General features: G+C 70.9%; 15 protein-coding genes. 11 read left to right on the top strand and 4 right to left on the bottom strand.

Annotation, left to right across the window (positions count from 1 at the left end):
* Positions 1 to 254 precede the first annotated feature (254 nt).
* The 3 genes from G6022_RS04865 (at position 255) to G6022_RS04875 (ending at position 4,336) form a co-directional block, all read left to right on the top strand.
* Positions 255 to 1,118: an alpha/beta hydrolase gene (locus G6022_RS04865; RefSeq protein WP_182639783.1), complete on the top strand. Its 864-nt coding sequence runs from the start codon at positions 255 to 257 to the stop codon at positions 1,116 to 1,118.
* Positions 1,119 to 1,190: 72 nt separating this feature from the next.
* Positions 1,191 to 2,084, top strand: coding sequence for a phosphoribosylaminoimidazolesuccinocarboxamide synthase (locus G6022_RS04870; RefSeq protein WP_182639784.1), 894 nt, complete (start codon positions 1,191 to 1,193; stop codon positions 2,082 to 2,084).
* Positions 2,081 to 4,336 carry a S9 family peptidase gene (locus G6022_RS04875; protein ID WP_182639785.1) on the top strand — a complete coding sequence of 752 codons (2,256 nt, stop codon included), beginning with the start codon at positions 2,081 to 2,083 and terminating at the stop codon, positions 4,334 to 4,336. The genes G6022_RS04870 and G6022_RS04875 overlap by 4 nt, the downstream gene beginning before the upstream one ends.
* Positions 4,337 to 4,399: 63 nt before the next feature.
* Here G6022_RS04875 and G6022_RS04880 read toward each other — a convergent pair whose 3' ends face one another.
* Together G6022_RS04880 and G6022_RS04885 are read right to left on the bottom strand one after the other, a co-directional pair.
* Complete coding sequence (locus G6022_RS04880) at positions 4,400 to 4,936, bottom strand: hypothetical protein (RefSeq protein WP_017835293.1); 537 nt, start codon at positions 4,934 to 4,936, stop codon at positions 4,400 to 4,402.
* Entirely contained in the window at positions 4,933 to 5,211 is a 279-nt protein-coding gene (locus G6022_RS04885; RefSeq protein WP_031264401.1) for a helix-turn-helix transcriptional regulator, read from the bottom strand. The genes G6022_RS04880 and G6022_RS04885 overlap by 4 nt, the downstream gene beginning before the upstream one ends.
* A gap of 63 nt (positions 5,212 to 5,274) precedes the next feature.
* Here G6022_RS04885 and G6022_RS04890 point away from each other — a divergent pair, with 63 nt between their 5' ends.
* From G6022_RS04890 to purQ, 4 genes are all read left to right on the top strand, one after another.
* Complete coding sequence (locus tag G6022_RS04890) at positions 5,275 to 5,766, top strand: glutathione peroxidase (RefSeq protein ID WP_017835291.1); 492 nt, start codon at positions 5,275 to 5,277, stop codon at positions 5,764 to 5,766.
* Positions 5,767 to 5,891: 125 nt separating this feature from the next.
* Positions 5,892 to 6,611: a DUF2334 domain-containing protein gene (locus G6022_RS04895; RefSeq protein ID WP_182615279.1), complete on the top strand. Its 720-nt coding sequence runs from the start codon at positions 5,892 to 5,894 to the stop codon at positions 6,609 to 6,611.
* Between the two features lie 125 nt (positions 6,612 to 6,736).
* Positions 6,737 to 6,991: a phosphoribosylformylglycinamidine synthase subunit PurS gene (gene purS / locus G6022_RS04900; RefSeq protein WP_182615277.1), complete on the top strand. Its 255-nt coding sequence runs from the start codon at positions 6,737 to 6,739 to the stop codon at positions 6,989 to 6,991.
* A complete protein-coding gene (purQ, locus tag G6022_RS04905) occupies positions 6,988 to 7,665 on the top strand; it encodes a phosphoribosylformylglycinamidine synthase subunit PurQ (protein ID WP_182639787.1) in 678 nt (225 codons plus the stop codon). The genes purS and purQ overlap by 4 nt, the downstream gene beginning before the upstream one ends.
* Positions 7,666 to 7,751: 86 nt before the next feature.
* Here the strand turns inward: purQ and G6022_RS04910 are convergent, their stop codons facing one another.
* A complete protein-coding gene (locus tag G6022_RS04910; protein ID WP_182639788.1) occupies positions 7,752 to 7,949 on the bottom strand; it encodes a hypothetical protein in 198 nt (65 codons plus the stop codon).
* Positions 7,950 to 8,186: 237 nt separating this feature from the next.
* Here G6022_RS04910 and G6022_RS04915 point away from each other — a divergent pair, with 237 nt between their 5' ends.
* From G6022_RS04915 to G6022_RS04925, 3 genes are read left to right on the top strand one after another with little or no spacing between them, the layout of a single operon-like run.
* Positions 8,187 to 9,398: a saccharopine dehydrogenase NADP-binding domain-containing protein gene (locus G6022_RS04915; RefSeq protein WP_182639789.1), complete on the top strand. Its 1,212-nt coding sequence runs from the start codon at positions 8,187 to 8,189 to the stop codon at positions 9,396 to 9,398.
* A 53-nt stretch (positions 9,399 to 9,451) separates the two neighbouring features.
* Complete coding sequence (gene purL, locus G6022_RS04920; protein WP_182616860.1) at positions 9,452 to 11,752, top strand: phosphoribosylformylglycinamidine synthase subunit PurL; 2,301 nt, start codon at positions 9,452 to 9,454, stop codon at positions 11,750 to 11,752.
* Positions 11,753 to 11,805: 53 nt separating this feature from the next.
* A complete protein-coding gene (locus G6022_RS04925) occupies positions 11,806 to 12,474 on the top strand; it encodes a DUF1275 family protein (protein WP_179524609.1) in 669 nt (222 codons plus the stop codon).
* Positions 12,475 to 12,483: 9 nt separating this feature from the next.
* Here the strand turns inward: G6022_RS04925 and G6022_RS04930 are convergent, their stop codons facing one another.
* A complete protein-coding gene (locus tag G6022_RS04930) occupies positions 12,484 to 13,620 on the bottom strand; it encodes a hypothetical protein (RefSeq protein WP_182691091.1) in 1,137 nt (378 codons plus the stop codon).
* A 60-nt stretch (positions 13,621 to 13,680) separates the two neighbouring features.
* On the opposite strand from G6022_RS04930, the gene G6022_RS04935 reads away from it, so the two are divergent.
* Positions 13,681 to 14,690: LssY C-terminal domain-containing protein (locus G6022_RS04935; RefSeq protein ID WP_241731057.1), on the top strand; the 1,010-nt coding region annotated here is incomplete at its 3' end.

The raw sequence follows: 14,690 nt of genomic DNA on the forward strand, positions 1-14,690 counted from the left end.
CGCGGCGGCCGCGCGCCGAGTCCGGCGAGTGAGCCGGGTGCCGCGGCGACCGGAGGTGGGCTCCGGCGCCGGTGCGAGGGTGGTGGGAACCACGGGGACCTCCTGCGCTGTGGGTGTCCGGACCGCGTCCGGACAGAATTCTCTGACCGGTTCCATGCTCGTCCGCGCGCGGCCGCCGGTCTTGAGGCCGGAGGTGGAGAACCGGTTGGCACCTTTGGGGGAGGCCGGCGGCCTCCGGGCGCTAGTCTCGGCGCATGCGCGAGACCGTCATCCCCGTCCCCGGTACCTCCGGCCTGCAGGCGACCCTGCACCACGCCGAGACTCCCCGGGCCCTGCTCCTGCTGGTCCACGGCTTCGGTGAGCACTCCGGCCGGTACGGGCGGACGGTGGGGTTCCTGGTGGACCGCGGCGTGAACGTGGTCACCTACGACCTCCGGGGGCACGGCACGGCCCCCGGACCGCGGGCCAGGGTCGACACTCAGACCCACATCCGGGACAACCTCGCCGTCCGCGACGCTGTCCTGGAATGGACCCGGACCCCCGAGGGCGTGGGGACCGGGTCCCTGCCCCGTCTCCTCATGGGGCACTCGATGGGCGGGTTGATCGCGGGGGAGTCCGCCCTGCGGCGTCCATGGGACCTGGCGGGGCTGATCCTGTCCTCTCCCGGCATCGTCGTGGGCGAGAGCACACCCGCGCCGCTCCGGGCGGTGGCCCCGGTGATCGCCCGCCTCCTGCCGTTCCTCCCGGTGGAGAAGCTGGACCCGAACGAGATCTCCCGCGTTCCCGAGTACGTGGCGGACTACACCTCCGACCCGCTCGTGCACCACAAGGGGGTGCCGGCGCTGGCAGCCGGGACCCTCCTCGCGGGCGGGCAGAAGTTCCTGCAGCGCTCGAGCGCCCTGCGGGTGCCGACCCTGGTGATCAACGGGTCGGCGGACTCCATCACCTCGCCGACGGGCGCCCGTCGGTTCGCCCAGGTCGCGGGATCGGACCACGACCCGCGGCCGGAGATCACCTACCGGGAGTTCGAGGGCGGTCTGCACGAACTGTTCAACGACCGGTGTGCGGACGAGGCGTACGCGGCGCTCGGGGAGTGGCTGGACGCGCGGCTGGGCTGACGGCCCCTGCGTCCGGGCATATACCGCTCGTCCGGCGGGGCGTCCGCAGGGGCGCCGACTACGCTGGCCCCCATGCGACCCGAGCTCTCCTCCTACCGCCATCTCGCCGCCGGGAAGGTCCGCGAGTTATACGAGATCGACGGCGAGACGCTGCTCCTGGTGGCCACCGACCGGATCTCGGCGTACGACCACGTGCTCGGCACGCCGATCCCCGACAAGGGCCGGGTGCTCACCGCCATGAGCGCCTATTTCTTCGACGCCCTCGACGTGCCGAACCACCTGGCCGGGCCTCTCGACGACGAGCGGATCCCCGCCGAGGTGCTCGGCCGCGCGATGGTGGTGCGCCGCCTCGAGATGGTGCAGGCCGAGTGCGTCGCCCGCGGTTATCTCACCGGGTCCGGGATGGTCGAGTACCTCGAGTCGGGGTCGGTGTGTGGCGTCGAGCTCCCCGAGGGGCTCGTCGAGGCCAGCAGGCTGCCGGAGCCGATCTTCACCCCCGCCACCAAGGCCGCGGTGGGGGACCATGACGAGAACATCTCGTTCGAGCAACTCGCCGGGATCGTCGGCGACGAGCTGGCCGGCCGGCTCCGGACCGCCACCCTGGAGGTGTACGCGCGGGCGGCCGCGATGGCCGCCGACCGTGGGGTACTGCTCGCGGACACGAAGTTCGAGTTCGGGCTGTCCGGGGGCGAGCTGATCCTGGCCGACGAGGTGCTCACCCCGGACTCCTCCCGGTACTGGCCGGCGGACGGGTACCAGGCCGGCCGCGTCCAGCCGAGCTTCGACAAACAGTTCGTGCGCGACTGGCTCACCGGCCCGGACTCGGGCTGGGACCGGGACTCGGACTCGCCGCCGCCCCCGCTACCGCCGGAGGTGGTCGACGCGACCCGGGCACGGTACATCGAGGCGTACGAGCGGATCTCCGGTCTGGAGTTCTCGGAGTGGCTCGGCGGTGAGTCCGCATGAGTGCCTCTGACGCCACCGGCAGCCGGACCGACACCACCACCGACAGCGACACCACCACCGATGGCCGGCAGGTCCCAGAGCCTCCCCGGGCCGAGCGCCGCCCCCACCGCCGTGAGCACCACGGCCGCGTCTTCGTGGACGACTACGAGTGGCTGCGCGACAAGGACGCCCCGGCGACCCGCGAGTACCTGGAGGCGGAGAACGCGTACACGGACGCGATGACGGCCGGGCAGAAGCCGCTCGAGGACGAGGTCTACGAGGAGATCCGTTCCCGCGTCAAGGAGACCGACATGTCGGTTCCCGTGCGGGCCGCCGGCTGGTGGTACTTCTCCCGCACATCGGAAGGCCTGTCCTACGCGCGGCACTGCCGCGTCCCCGTGCCTCCCGAGTTCGTGGCGGATCCCGGCGACCCGGCCGGGTGGGTCCCGCCTGAGGTCTCGCCCGGTGTCGAGCTCCCCGGGGAGCAGCTGTTGCTGGACGGCAACGCCGAGGCCGAGGGGCACGAGTACTTCGCGCTCGGCGCGTTCTCGGTCAGCCACGACGGCCGCGTCCTCGCCTGGGCCACCGACACCGAGGGCGACGAGCGCTACACCCTGCGTTTCCGATCCCTGGATCCCGACTACACGGCGCCTGACGAGGAGATCTCGGGCATCGCGGCCGGCGTGACCTGGTCCCGCGACGGCCAGTACGTCTTCTATGTGACGGTCGACGAGGCGTGGCGCCCCCACACCGTGTGGCGTCACCGCCTGGGGACGACCCGGGACGACGACGACGAGGTGTTCCACGAGCCCGACGAGTCCTACTGGATCGGGGTCGGCGAGACGCGCAGCGAGAAGTACCTGCAGATCGCCGCGGGGTCCAAGATCACCACCGAGGTGTGGTGCCTGGACTCCGCCGACCCGGCGGGCGAGTTCTGGTGCGTACGACCTCGCGAGGAGGGCGTCGAGTACGACGTCGAGCACGCGGTCGTCGGCGGCTTGGATCGCTTCCTCATCACCCACAACGCGGGGTCGCCCAACTTCGCCGTGGTCGAGGCGCCCGCCGGACCGGTCGACCGTGACTTCCGCGAACTGGACCCGCTCGTGCCGCACCGCGACGACGTGCGGGTGGAGGGGGTCGACGCGTTCGCCCGCGTGCTGGTGCTCGGGTACCGGGAGCAGGCGCTGCCCCGGTTCTCCCTGATGCCGCTGGATCCCGCGTCGACCGTGGGTGTGGAGGCGTATTCCGGGTTCACTCCCGTGGAGTTCGACGAGGAACTGTTCACCTCCGGCCCGGGGTCGAACCCGGAGTGGGACGCACCGGTGCTGAGGTTCGGGTTCGGCTCGTTCGTCACCCCGGGCCGCATCTACTCCCTGGCGCTGGCCACGGGGGAGCGGACCCTGTTGCGCGAGCAGGAGGTGCTGGGCGGCTACGACCCGGCCGGGTACGTGCAGCGCCGGGACTGGGCCACTGCCGGGGACGGCACCCAGCTGCCGATCTCCCTGGTGATGTCGCTGGAGACCGCAGCCCGGATCGACGCGGGCGAGCAGGTTCCGACCCTGCTGTACGGCTACGGTTCGTACGAGACCAGCATCGACCCCGCCTTCTCGGTGGCCCGGCTCTCGCTGCTCGACCGGGGGATGGCCTACGCGGTCGCGCACGTGCGGGGCGGCGGTGAGATGGGGCGCCTCTGGTACGAGCAGGGCAAGACCCTGACCAAGCGGAACACCTTCACGGACTTCGTCGACTGCGCGCGGCACCTGGTCGACTCCGGGCTCACCGCCCCGGACCGGTTGGTGGCGGAGGGCGGCAGCGCGGGTGGCCTGCTCATGGGCGCTGTGGCCAACCTCGCGCCGGAATTGTTCGTCGGCATCCAGGCGGTCGTCCCGTTCGTCGATCCGCTCACCTCGATCCTCATGCCGGAGCTCCCGCTGACGGTGATCGAGTGGGACGAGTGGGGCGATCCGCTGCACTCTGAGGAGGTCTACGACTACATGGCCTCCTACGCGCCGTACGAGAACGTCGAGGCCAAGGACTACCCGGCGATCCTGGCGGTGACCTCGCTCAACGACACCCGGGTGCTCTACGTCGAGCCCGCCAAGTGGGTGGCCAGGCTCCGGGCGGTGTCGACCTCGGCCGACTCGGCGGACCGCCCGGTGCTGTTGCGCTGCGAGATGAGCGCCGGCCACGGGGGCGTGTCCGGACGGTACGAGCGGTGGCGCCAGACCGCGTTCGAGTACGCGTGGACGGTCCGCACGGCCGGCGCCGGATAGGGCCGGACCCGCAGCCGTTCAGGCCGGCAGACGCTCGAGCGCGGTCGTCCTCGTCAGTCCTGGTCAGCTGTCGGCGGGGTCGGCGGGGTCGGCGGGGTCCATGGTCCCGGCCATCGCGGCGGCGGGGATGATCCCCCCGACGAACACCGCCAGGACAGCGAGTCCGCCCATCGCGTAGGCGAGGCGGTGGCCGTCGCCGAGTTCCATCGTGGAGCCGAACACCAGCACCAGTCCGATCACGAAGCAGATTCCCACGAGCACCGACAGTGCGGTGGATCTGGCGTGCAGGAGGGTCTGTGTCTCGAACTCGTCGAGGTAGCGCGGCGGCGCGGAGTCCTTGACGTCGATGACGGTGCGCAGCATCGTCCACACCGTGCAGATGGCCACGGTCATGGGCAGCCAGGCGATCACGATCGGGAGCCAGAAGAACCCGGCGACGGCGATCGCTGCCATGACCGCGACGCATGCCCAGTTCAACCGGACCAGCAGTCGGCGGCGTTCCGGGGTGCGCCACGAGAGCAGGCTGGTGGAGAGCCGGTCGACGGTCTTCTCGTAGCGACGCTCGGCGGAGGTCAGGGTGTGGTCGGTCGCGGTGCTCATGGAGTGTCCTCTCGTGTGCGGCGGTAGATCTCGGTGGACATCGGCTGGAACTCCTCGCGGGAGAAGACGGCCTCGACCGGCAGGTCGAACACCGCGCAGATGCGGAAGGCCAGATCCAGGCTGGGGTAGTGGTCGCCCCGTTCGAGCGCACCCACGGTCTGGGGGTTGACCTCGATCCGTTCCGCGAGCGAGGCCCGGCTGAGTCGGTGCTCGGCCCGCAGGACGGCGATCCGGTTGTAGATGGGGAGCTTTTCTCCCCGTCGCACTGGGCTCATGCAATGCAGTGTTGTAAAAACCCAACGATATGTCAAGGGTGGCAACCGCGTAAGCTGGCTCACATGAGCAGCCTCCACGACATCACCTTCACGACCATCGACGGCGAGCAGGCCCGACTCGGTGACTACTCGGGGCACGCCGTCCTGGTGGTCAACGTCGCGAGCGAGTGCGGGCTCACCCCGCAGTACGAGGGCCTGCAGGAGCTGGCCGACGACTATCGCGACCGCGGGTTCTTCGTCCTGGGGTTCCCGTGCAACCAGTTCATGGGGCAGGAGCCCGGCGACGAGGGCGCGATCAAGGAGTTCACCACCGAGAAGTACGGCATCACCTTCCCCCTGGCCGCCAAGGTCGACGTCAACGGCCCCGACCGGCACCCGCTGTACGCGGAACTGACCGCGGTCGCCGACGCAGACGGTGAGGCCGGTGACGTGCAGTGGAACTTCGAGAAATTCCTGCTGTCCCCGACGGGTGAGGTCGTGGGCCGCTTCCGCCCCAAGGTGGAGCCCGGTGCCCCCGAACTCACCGAGGCGATCGAGGACGTCCTCCCGGTCTGACCCCGTCCCGGAGCGTCACCTCCGGCCGGGACGTCACCTCCGGTCAAGACACGCGTCCGGTCGGGACACCGGACGTACACCTCGTCGTCGTCACGCTGTCATCACCGGCTGCGACGATGGGCTCCATGACACCGCGCCCGGCCACCGCCCGCCTCATCGTCTCCGTCTCGGGCCTGCGGGAGTCGACGCTGGAGGGTGCCGTGGATCTGGTCGGCGAACTCGAGCGGCGGTCGGTGCCCGTCTCGCTGCTCGTCGCGCCGAGGCGGGGGCGCGAGTACCGGATGACGGAGGACAGGGCCACGCAGGGCTGGCTACGCCACCGTCGCGAGCGGGGTGACTCGATCGTGTTGGGCGGCTACGACGAGGCCGCGACCCGACCGCGCAGGCCCGAGTTCGCCTCCATCGGACCCGCGGAGGCGGCCGTCCGTCTGGCCGCCGCGGACCGGATCATGGCCGACATGGGTCTTCGGACGCGGCTGTTCGCCCCACCACGGTGGAACGCGTCGCCGGGCTGTCTCGAGGCGTTGCCCGGGGCGGGCTTCCGGGTCTGTGCCTCTCTCACCGGCGTCCACGACGTGGTCCGCGGGACCACGGAGCGTGGCCGTGCGCTGTCGATCGGGGAGGGGTTCCTCGCCGATGCCTGGTGGTGCCGGGCCCTCGTCACCGCGGCGTGTCGGACAGCGGCGGCCGGAGGGCTGGTGCGCGTCAACGTCTCCGCCACGCAGCTCTCGCGCCGGGCGCCGCGGTCGGCGCTGCTGGACGCGGTGGACCGGGTGACCGGGGAGCACGGAGCCGTCACCGGCCGCTATGAGTGGCCGGCGGTCGCATTGGCCTCCGCGGCCTGAGCGAGGGGCGCGATCCCCCGCTGCGTGAGCCGTTCGGTGGCCCCGCCGAGTCCGGGTAGGATCGGCAGTCGAGCCCCGGCAGGTCCGGGTCCGCCCCGCGTTTCCACCGATCGAGGAGTTCCACCGTGGCCCGAGTCGTCGTCGAAGTCATGCCCAAGGCCGAGATCCTCGATCCGCAGGGCCAGGCCATCCACCGGGCCCTGGGCCGTCTCGGCCACCCGGGCGTCACCGACGTCCGTCAGGGCAAGCGGTTCGAGCTCGAGGTCGCCGACGGCGTGTCGGACGCCGAGCTCGAGGAGATCGCCTCGTCGCTGCTGGCCAACACGGTGATCGAGGACTGGAAGGTCGTCCGCGTGGACACCGCGGAGGCGGCCTCGTGACCGCACGGATCGGCGTCATCACCTTCCCCGGCACGCTCGACGACATCGACGCCTCACGCGCCATCACCAGGTCCGGCGCGCAGGCGGTCTCGCTGTGGCATGACGACGCGGACCTCCAGGGCGTCGACGCGGTGGTGGTCCCCGGCGGTTTCTCCTACGGCGATTACCTTCGCTGCGGCGCGATCGCCTCGATGGCCCCCGTCATGGGCGAGGTCATCACGGCGGCCCGCGGCGGCATGCCGGTCCTGGGCATCTGCAACGGCTTCCAGATCCTGTGCGAGGCCGGGCTGCTCCCCGGCGCCATGGGGCGCAACCGCGACATGCACTTCATCTGCCGTGACGAGTGGCTGCGAGTGGAGAACACCGGCACCGCGTGGACCAGCCGGTTCGAGGAGGGGGCGGAGATCCTCATCCCTCTGAAGTCCGGAGAGGGCCGGTACATGGCCACGCCCGAGACCATCGAGCAGCTCGAGGCCGAGGGGCGCGTGGTCTTCCGCTTCGCGGGCGACGCCCCCAACGGCTCGACCAACGGGATCGCCGGCATCTGTTCCGAGAACGGACGGGTGGTGGGCCTCATGCCCCATCCCGAGCACGCGATCGACCCGCTGACCGGGCCGTCCGACGACGGGCTCGGGCTTTTCCTCTCCGCGTTGGATGCGGTGGTCAAGGTCTGATCCTCACGCCGCGGCTACAGCAAAGGGCCCGCCGGGAGTGATCCCGGCGGGCCCTCGTTCTTGCCGCGAACGTCAGAGCGGGAGGTTCATGCGTCGCCGAAGAGGCTGCCGCTGCTGCCGAGGTCGGCGCCGAGGTCGCCGATGAAGCTCAGGAGCAGGTTCGGGCCGATGTACAGCGCGGCCGACAGGGTGTCGACGAAGGACGAGCCGACGGGGTCGGCGCTTCCGATCAACTCGGTGCTGAGGGGTGCGAATGCTTCGCCGATCGAACCAGTCAGGTCCATAGGGTTCTCCTAAGGTTGGTATCCCGCTCGGCGGGATGAGCTGCGGCGACCCGGATGATCGCACGCATAGGTGAAGTTTTGCACAACTACTTAGGCGTTCGTTCACCTTTCTGGCCGATATGACAGAAGTCACTCATGGGTCTGGAGTGAACCGAGAATAGACATGGTGGCCGTGCGGTCTGACCATCTACTCACCGGCCCATCCGTCGGTGGCGCGAGATGCGGTAGAACCGTGGGGTGAGCGAATCCAGCACCCAGCCCGTGTCCGCGTCCGAGAAGGCCGCCAGGCCGTTCGACATCGTCCTCTACGGGGCGACCGGATTCACCGGTGGTCTGGTGGCCGACTATCTGCTGCGGAACCTGCCCGAGGGTGGGTCGTGGGCCGTGGCGGGTCGGAACCGGACCAAGCTCGACGCGCTCGTCGCTCGCCTCGCCGCCGAGATGCCCGACGTCCCGGCCCCGGGGGTCGTGGTGGCGGACACCGAGGATCCGGGCTCGCTGGCGGACATGGCCCGCGCGGCCCGGGTCGTCATCACCACCGTCGGGCCGTACCTCGAGTACGGCGAGCCGCTCGTCGCCGCGTGCGCCGAGGCCGGGACCGACTACGTGGACCTGACGGGCGAGCCCGAGTTCGCCGACCGCATGTACCTCGAGTACCACGACAAGGCCGTGGCCTCCGGCGCACGGATCATCCACGCGTGCGGGTTCGACTCCATCCCCCACGACATGGGGGTGTTCTACACGATGAAGCAGGTACCCGAGGGTGTGCCGGTGGCGGTCTACGGTGCGGTCCACGCCGACGCCCAGTTCTCCGGCGGCACCTTCCACTCGGCCATCGGCCAGTTCGCCCGACTCCGTGAGGCCGGACGCACGGCGAAGGCGCGGCGCAAGAAGGAGGGCAGGGTCGAGGGGCGGCGGATCAAGTCGGTGACGGGCAAGCCGCACCACGACAGCGTTCTCGGCCGCTGGCTGGTGCCGCTGCCCACGATCGACCCGCAGATCGTGTTGCGGTCCGCGGCCGCGCTGGAGAGCTACGGCCCGGACTTCACCTACGCGCACTACGCCTCGGTCAAGTCGCCGTTGACCGCGACGGCGGGCATGGTCGGGGTCGGGGCGCTGACCGTGGGTGCCCAGATCGGCCCCATCAGGTCGCAGATGCTCAAGCGGATCGACCGTGGTGCCGGGCCCAGTGAGTCCCGCCGCGCCCGGTCGTCGTTCGACGTGACCTTCGTGGCGTTGGCGGGCGGGCGGCGGGTGGTCACCCGGGTGTGCGGCGGCGACCCCGGGTACACCGAGACGGCCATGATGATCGCGGAGTCGGCCCTGTGTCTGGCCTTCGACGATCTTCCCGCGCTCTCGGGACAGCTCACCACCGCCCAGGCGATGGGGGAGGCACTACTCGAGCGTGTCGAGCGCGGCGGCCTGACCTTCGAGGTGCTGTCCACCTAGCCCCGGCTGGTAGCGGATTCGCGGGCCGCCGCGGGCCGACTAGACTCGCCCCCGTGACGACTCACGTGGACTCCATCTCGCACGCCTCCGACACCCCCGAGTTGGCCCAGCCGTGGGCGGAACTCGGACTCAAGGAGGACGAGTACTCCCGCATCCGGGAGATCCTGGGCCGCCGGCCCACGGACGCCGAGTTGGCCATGTACTCGGTCATGTGGTCGGAGCACTGCTCGTACAAGTCGTCCAAGGTGCACCTGCGCTACTTCGGCGAGACCACCACGGACGAGATGCGGTCCACCATGCTCGCGGGGATCGGCGAGAACGCCGGCGTGGTGGACATCGGTGACGGCTGGGCGGTGACGTTCAAGGTCGAGTCGCACAACCACCCGTCCTACATCGAGCCGTACCAGGGTGCCGCGACCGGTGTCGGCGGGATCATCCGCGACATCATGGCGATGGGCGCGCGGCCGGTGGCCGTGATGGACCAGCTCCGCTTCGGCCCCGCCGACGCCGACGACACGCACCGCGTGCTCCCCGGCGTCGTGGCCGGGGTCGGCGGGTACGGCAACTGCCTGGGCCTGCCCAACATCGGTGGTGAGACGGTGTTCGACGAGTCGTACGCCGCCAATCCGCTGGTCAACGCCCTCGGTGCGGGCGTCATGCGCGTGGAGGACCTGCACCTGGCGTTCGCCTCCGGCACCGGCAACCGGATCATCCTGTTCGGTGCCCGCACCGGTCTCGACGGGATCGGTGGCGTGTCGGTGCTGGCGTCCGAGACCTTCGATGTGGACGAGGACGGAGCGCCGGTCAAGCCGCGCAAGCTCCCCAGCGTCCAGGTGGGCGACCCGTTCATGGAGAAGGTCCTCATCGAGTGCTGCCTCGAGCTGTACCGCGACGAGCTGGTCGTGGGCATCCAGGACCTCGGCGGTGCCGGCCTGGCGTGCGCCACCTCCGAGCTGGCCGCGGCCGGCGACGGCGGCATGCACATCGTGCTCGACAACGTCCCGCTGCGCGCGGAGGGCATGTCCGCCGCCGAGATCCTCTCCAGTGAGTCGCAGGAGCGCATGTGCGCCGTGGTGACGCCGGAGAACGTCGAGGCCTTCATGGACGTGTGCCGCCGCTGGGACGTGTTGGCCGCCGACATCGGCGAGGTCACCGACGGCGACCGGCTCACCATCGAGTTCCGCGGTGAGACCGTGGTGGACGCCCCGCCCGAGTCGCTGGCCGACGAGGGGCCGGTCTACGAGCGCCCCCTCGAGCGGCCCTCCGACCAGGACGCCCTGCAGGCGGACACCACCGCGACCCTGGCCCGCCCGGCCACCGGCGACGAGTTGCGCCGGACCCTGGTGGACATGATCTCCAGCCCGGCCCTGTGCTCGCGCAAGTTCATCACCGAGCAGTACGACCGCTACGTCCGCGGCAACACGATCCTCGCGGAGAACGCCGACGGCGGTGTCCTGCGCATCGACGAGGAGTCCGGCCGCGGCATCGCACTGTCGACCGACGCGTCGGGGCGCTACACCAAGCTCGACCCGTACACCGGTGCCCGGCTGGCCCTGGCGGAGGCGTACCGCAATGTCGCCGTCACCGGCGCCACCCCGGTCGCCGTGACCAATTGCCTCAACTTCGGCTCGCCCGAGGACCCGGGCGTGATGTGGCAGTTCCGCGAGGCCGTCCACGGACTGGCGGACGGTTGTGCCGAGCTCGGTATCCCCGTCACCGGCGGCAACGTCTCCTTCTACAACCAGACCGGGTCCACCCCGATCCTGCCGACGCCCGTCGTGGGCGTGCTCGGAGTGATCGACGACGTCGCCCGCCGCACGCCCACCGCGTTCGGTGACACCCCCGGCGAGAACGTCTACCTGCTCGGCGAGACCCGCGACGAGCTCGACGGGTCCATCTGGGCCCAGGTCGCCCACGAGCACCTCGGAGGCATGCCCCCGACGGTCGACCTGCGGTGGGAGGCCACACTCGCCCGTATCCTGGCCACGTGCTCCAAGGACGGCCTGATCACCGGCGCACACGACCTGTCGGAGGGCGGGCTCGCGCAGGCGCTCGTGGAGTCGGCCCTGGCCGGGGAGTGCGGCCTCCGGGTGGTGCTGCCCGCCGACGCGGACCCGTTCGTGTGGCTCTTCTCCGAGTCGGCCGGCCGCGTGATCGTGTCGGTCCCCCGGGGCGAGGAGATCCGCTTCCAGCAGATGCTCACCGCGCAGGACATCCCGCACACCCGGATCGCCGTCACCGACCCGGATTCGGGGACCTTCGAGGTCCAGGGGCAGTTCACCCTGACCACCGCAGAGCTGCGCGCCGCCCACGAGGGGACGCTGCCGGCACTGTTCGGCGTCGACCCGGTCTGAGACGGTCATCCTGAGACGGGCCGGCAGGGATCGGACCGGTCGGGCGCGACCCGATGCGTGATCTCCGCAGACGAGAGCGACTGCTCGCCGTCGTCCTGGCCGGCACGGCGGGGTTCGTCGACGCGGTCGGCTTCCTCGTGGTGGGTGGCTACTTCGTGTCGTTCATGAGCGGCAACTCCACGCGAATGGCCGTCGACCTGGTGCAGGGTGACCTCGGCGGCGCGGGGATCGCGGCCGTCGTCCTGGTCTCGTTCTTCCTCGGCGCGGTCGCCGGTGCGGTGGTCACCCGCCTCCGTCCCCGGGATGATCGCCCGGCCGTCCTGGCCCTGGTCGCCACCCTGCTGCTGGTGGCGCTCGCGGTGCACCGGCTCACGACCGCCACGGTCGTCGGGGCGCCGCTGTCGATGACGGTGGTCGCGGCGTCGATGGGTGCCATGAACTCGGTGTTCCACTCGCGGGGAGAGGTCTCGCTCGGGGTCACCTACATGACCGGTGCGGTGGTCAAGTCCGCCCACCGGCTGGTGGACGCGCTGGCCGGGGGGTCGTGGGCGCCCTATCGTCAGCAGGTCTCCCTGTGGGCTGCGCTCGCGCTCGGTGGGGTGGCGGGCGCGGTGCTCCAGGTGCGCCTCGGTGTGGCCGCGCTGGGCGTCGCGGCGGCGGTCGTGACCGGCGCTCTGCTCGTGACGGTCTGGGTGCGTGGTCGGGAGAACCGCGGGGCGTGAGGGTCGGGGTCAGCCTCGTCGTCGTGCCCGGTGGTAGGTCTCGCGCGCGGCGAGGCCGTGGACCACCTCGTCGATCATGGGGCGGACGAACCGCGCCCGGTGGGCGGAGTCGGAGGCCGCCGCCGCGGCCAGGTTGAGGGCGGAGAACGCCGCGAGGGTCAGCGCGACGCGCACCAGGGTCACGCTGACGGGCACGCCGGCCAACAGGCCACCCAGGTCCTCCGTCGGCCGCAGCGTCCACCGGGTCTCGGTGGCCTCCGGTATGGCTACCCAGCCCAGGAACACGAAGAACAGGAACACCAGGCAGGCGAACAACACGGCCTGGATGAGGGTGGCCAGCACCGGGACCAGCAGGATGTTGATCCGCTCGGACATCCGCAGCTCCCGGCCCGGCGCCCGCGCCTCCAGCTCGTCGTGGAGGTCGTCCCGGGTGGTGATGGCCACCAGCAGGACGGTGAGCAGACCCATGACGCCCACCACGGCGAAGGTCCGCGGCCAGGACAGCGCCACCATCACCTGCCAGATCTCCGCGCTGAAGAACAGGAACAGCACGGCCAACATGAGGACCGGCAGGACCCGGGCCACCATGTGGCCCATGGTGCCGAGCTCGCGCCGGACCCGCCGCGCGGCCCAGCGCACCAGCGAACCCACACCGATGTAGGTACCCACCAGCACCCCCGCCAGGAGGAGCGAGGTGGTGGCCGGGCCGGGGCCGTCATGGGCCTCGAAGGTGAGAGGTGCCGCCACGACGAGGGCGACCGCCGAGACGAGACCGACGACCGAGCCGGACACCCGGTCCAGGCGTCGCACCACGCGGGCCACCAGCCACCCGAGCAAGGGCGCGGCGGCGAACAAGCCGAGCGCCAGCAGGAGCAGCAGGATGATCGGATCTGTGATCCCGATGTCGTCCAGCTCCGGTGAATCCTCACCGACCCGCTCGAGCAGGGCCACCGCGTAATCGTTCGAGCGGTCCAACGCGGAGAGACCCGACGTGGCCACCGCGAGACCGGCGCTGACTCCGGCGGAGCGGATGAGCATCTCGCGAGACCGCGTGGACGGGACGATCATCAGCGGCAGTCCCAGCGACCGCAGGTACTCCTCGTGGACACCCCGGCTGCTGGCCGGGGTCGGATCGGGCGTGGGCACGGGGACATTCTGGCAGTCATCGCGGTCCGCACGGCCGGTACCGCCGACTATCGTCTAGCCATGTCCACCAGTGAGCGAGCGGTGCAGACGCCCGGCGCGGAGCGGTCCGCGCCGACCGCGCCCCCGGTCTACGCCCGCCTGCCGTCCAAGGTGCGGGACGACGACGTGCGGCCGGCGCTGCCCGGCCAGGTCGTCGACACCGTGTTCTTCACCCTGGCCACCCTCGCGGCCGGATGGCTCGGCTGGCGGCTGTTGGACGACGTGTGGCGCCACACCTGGTGGCATCTGTTCCTCCTGATCCCGTTCTGGGCACTGGTCGCCTATCTGGTCCTGCCCCGGCTGCAGACGCTGATCACCTCGGTGTACGTGCCGGGATACTTCATCGCGCGGACCCGGACGTCTGACGGGTTGCTGGGGGACCCGGTCAACCTGGCCGTCGACGGCACCGCCCGTCAGATCCACGAGACCATGACGGCCTGCGGGTGGGTGCTGGCCGACGACATCACGGTCCGGTCCTCCTGGGGCATCATCATGTCCTCGGTGCTCCGGCGGTCCTACCCCTCCGCGCCGGTGAGCCCCCTGCGGCTCTTCGGACGCAGGCAGTGTCTGGCCTACCAGCAGGAGGTCGAGGGCAACGCCGCGCAACGGCACCACGTCCGGTTCTGGCGGTGCCCAGACGGGTGGCTGCTGCCCGGCGGCCACCGCGTGCAGTGGCTCGGGGCCGGCACCTACGACCGGGCCGTGGGTTTGTCGCTGTTCACCCTCCAGGTGACGCACAAGATCGACGCGGACATCGACGTGGAGCGCGACTACATCGTGGACTCGATCCGCTACCACGTCCCCGCCGCGGGTGTTCGGGTGCTCGAGAACTTCTCCGCCGGCTACCACTCCCGCAACGGCGGGGGTGACGCGATCCGCACCGACGGTGACCTACCGGTGGTGGACCTGAGGTCCGTACCGGTCCCCGAGGCGTCGGCGGCAGGGCTCCCGGCCGGGGTGGTGCGGGCCGCCCGCGGGTACGACGACCCCCAGGCGGAGGGCGGGCTGGCGTCGGGGGACGCCGACCGGCC

Source organism: Dietzia sp. Cai40 (genome assembly GCF_014145165.1).
Lineage (GTDB): Bacteria > Actinomycetota > Actinomycetes > Mycobacteriales > Mycobacteriaceae > Dietzia > Dietzia natronolimnaea.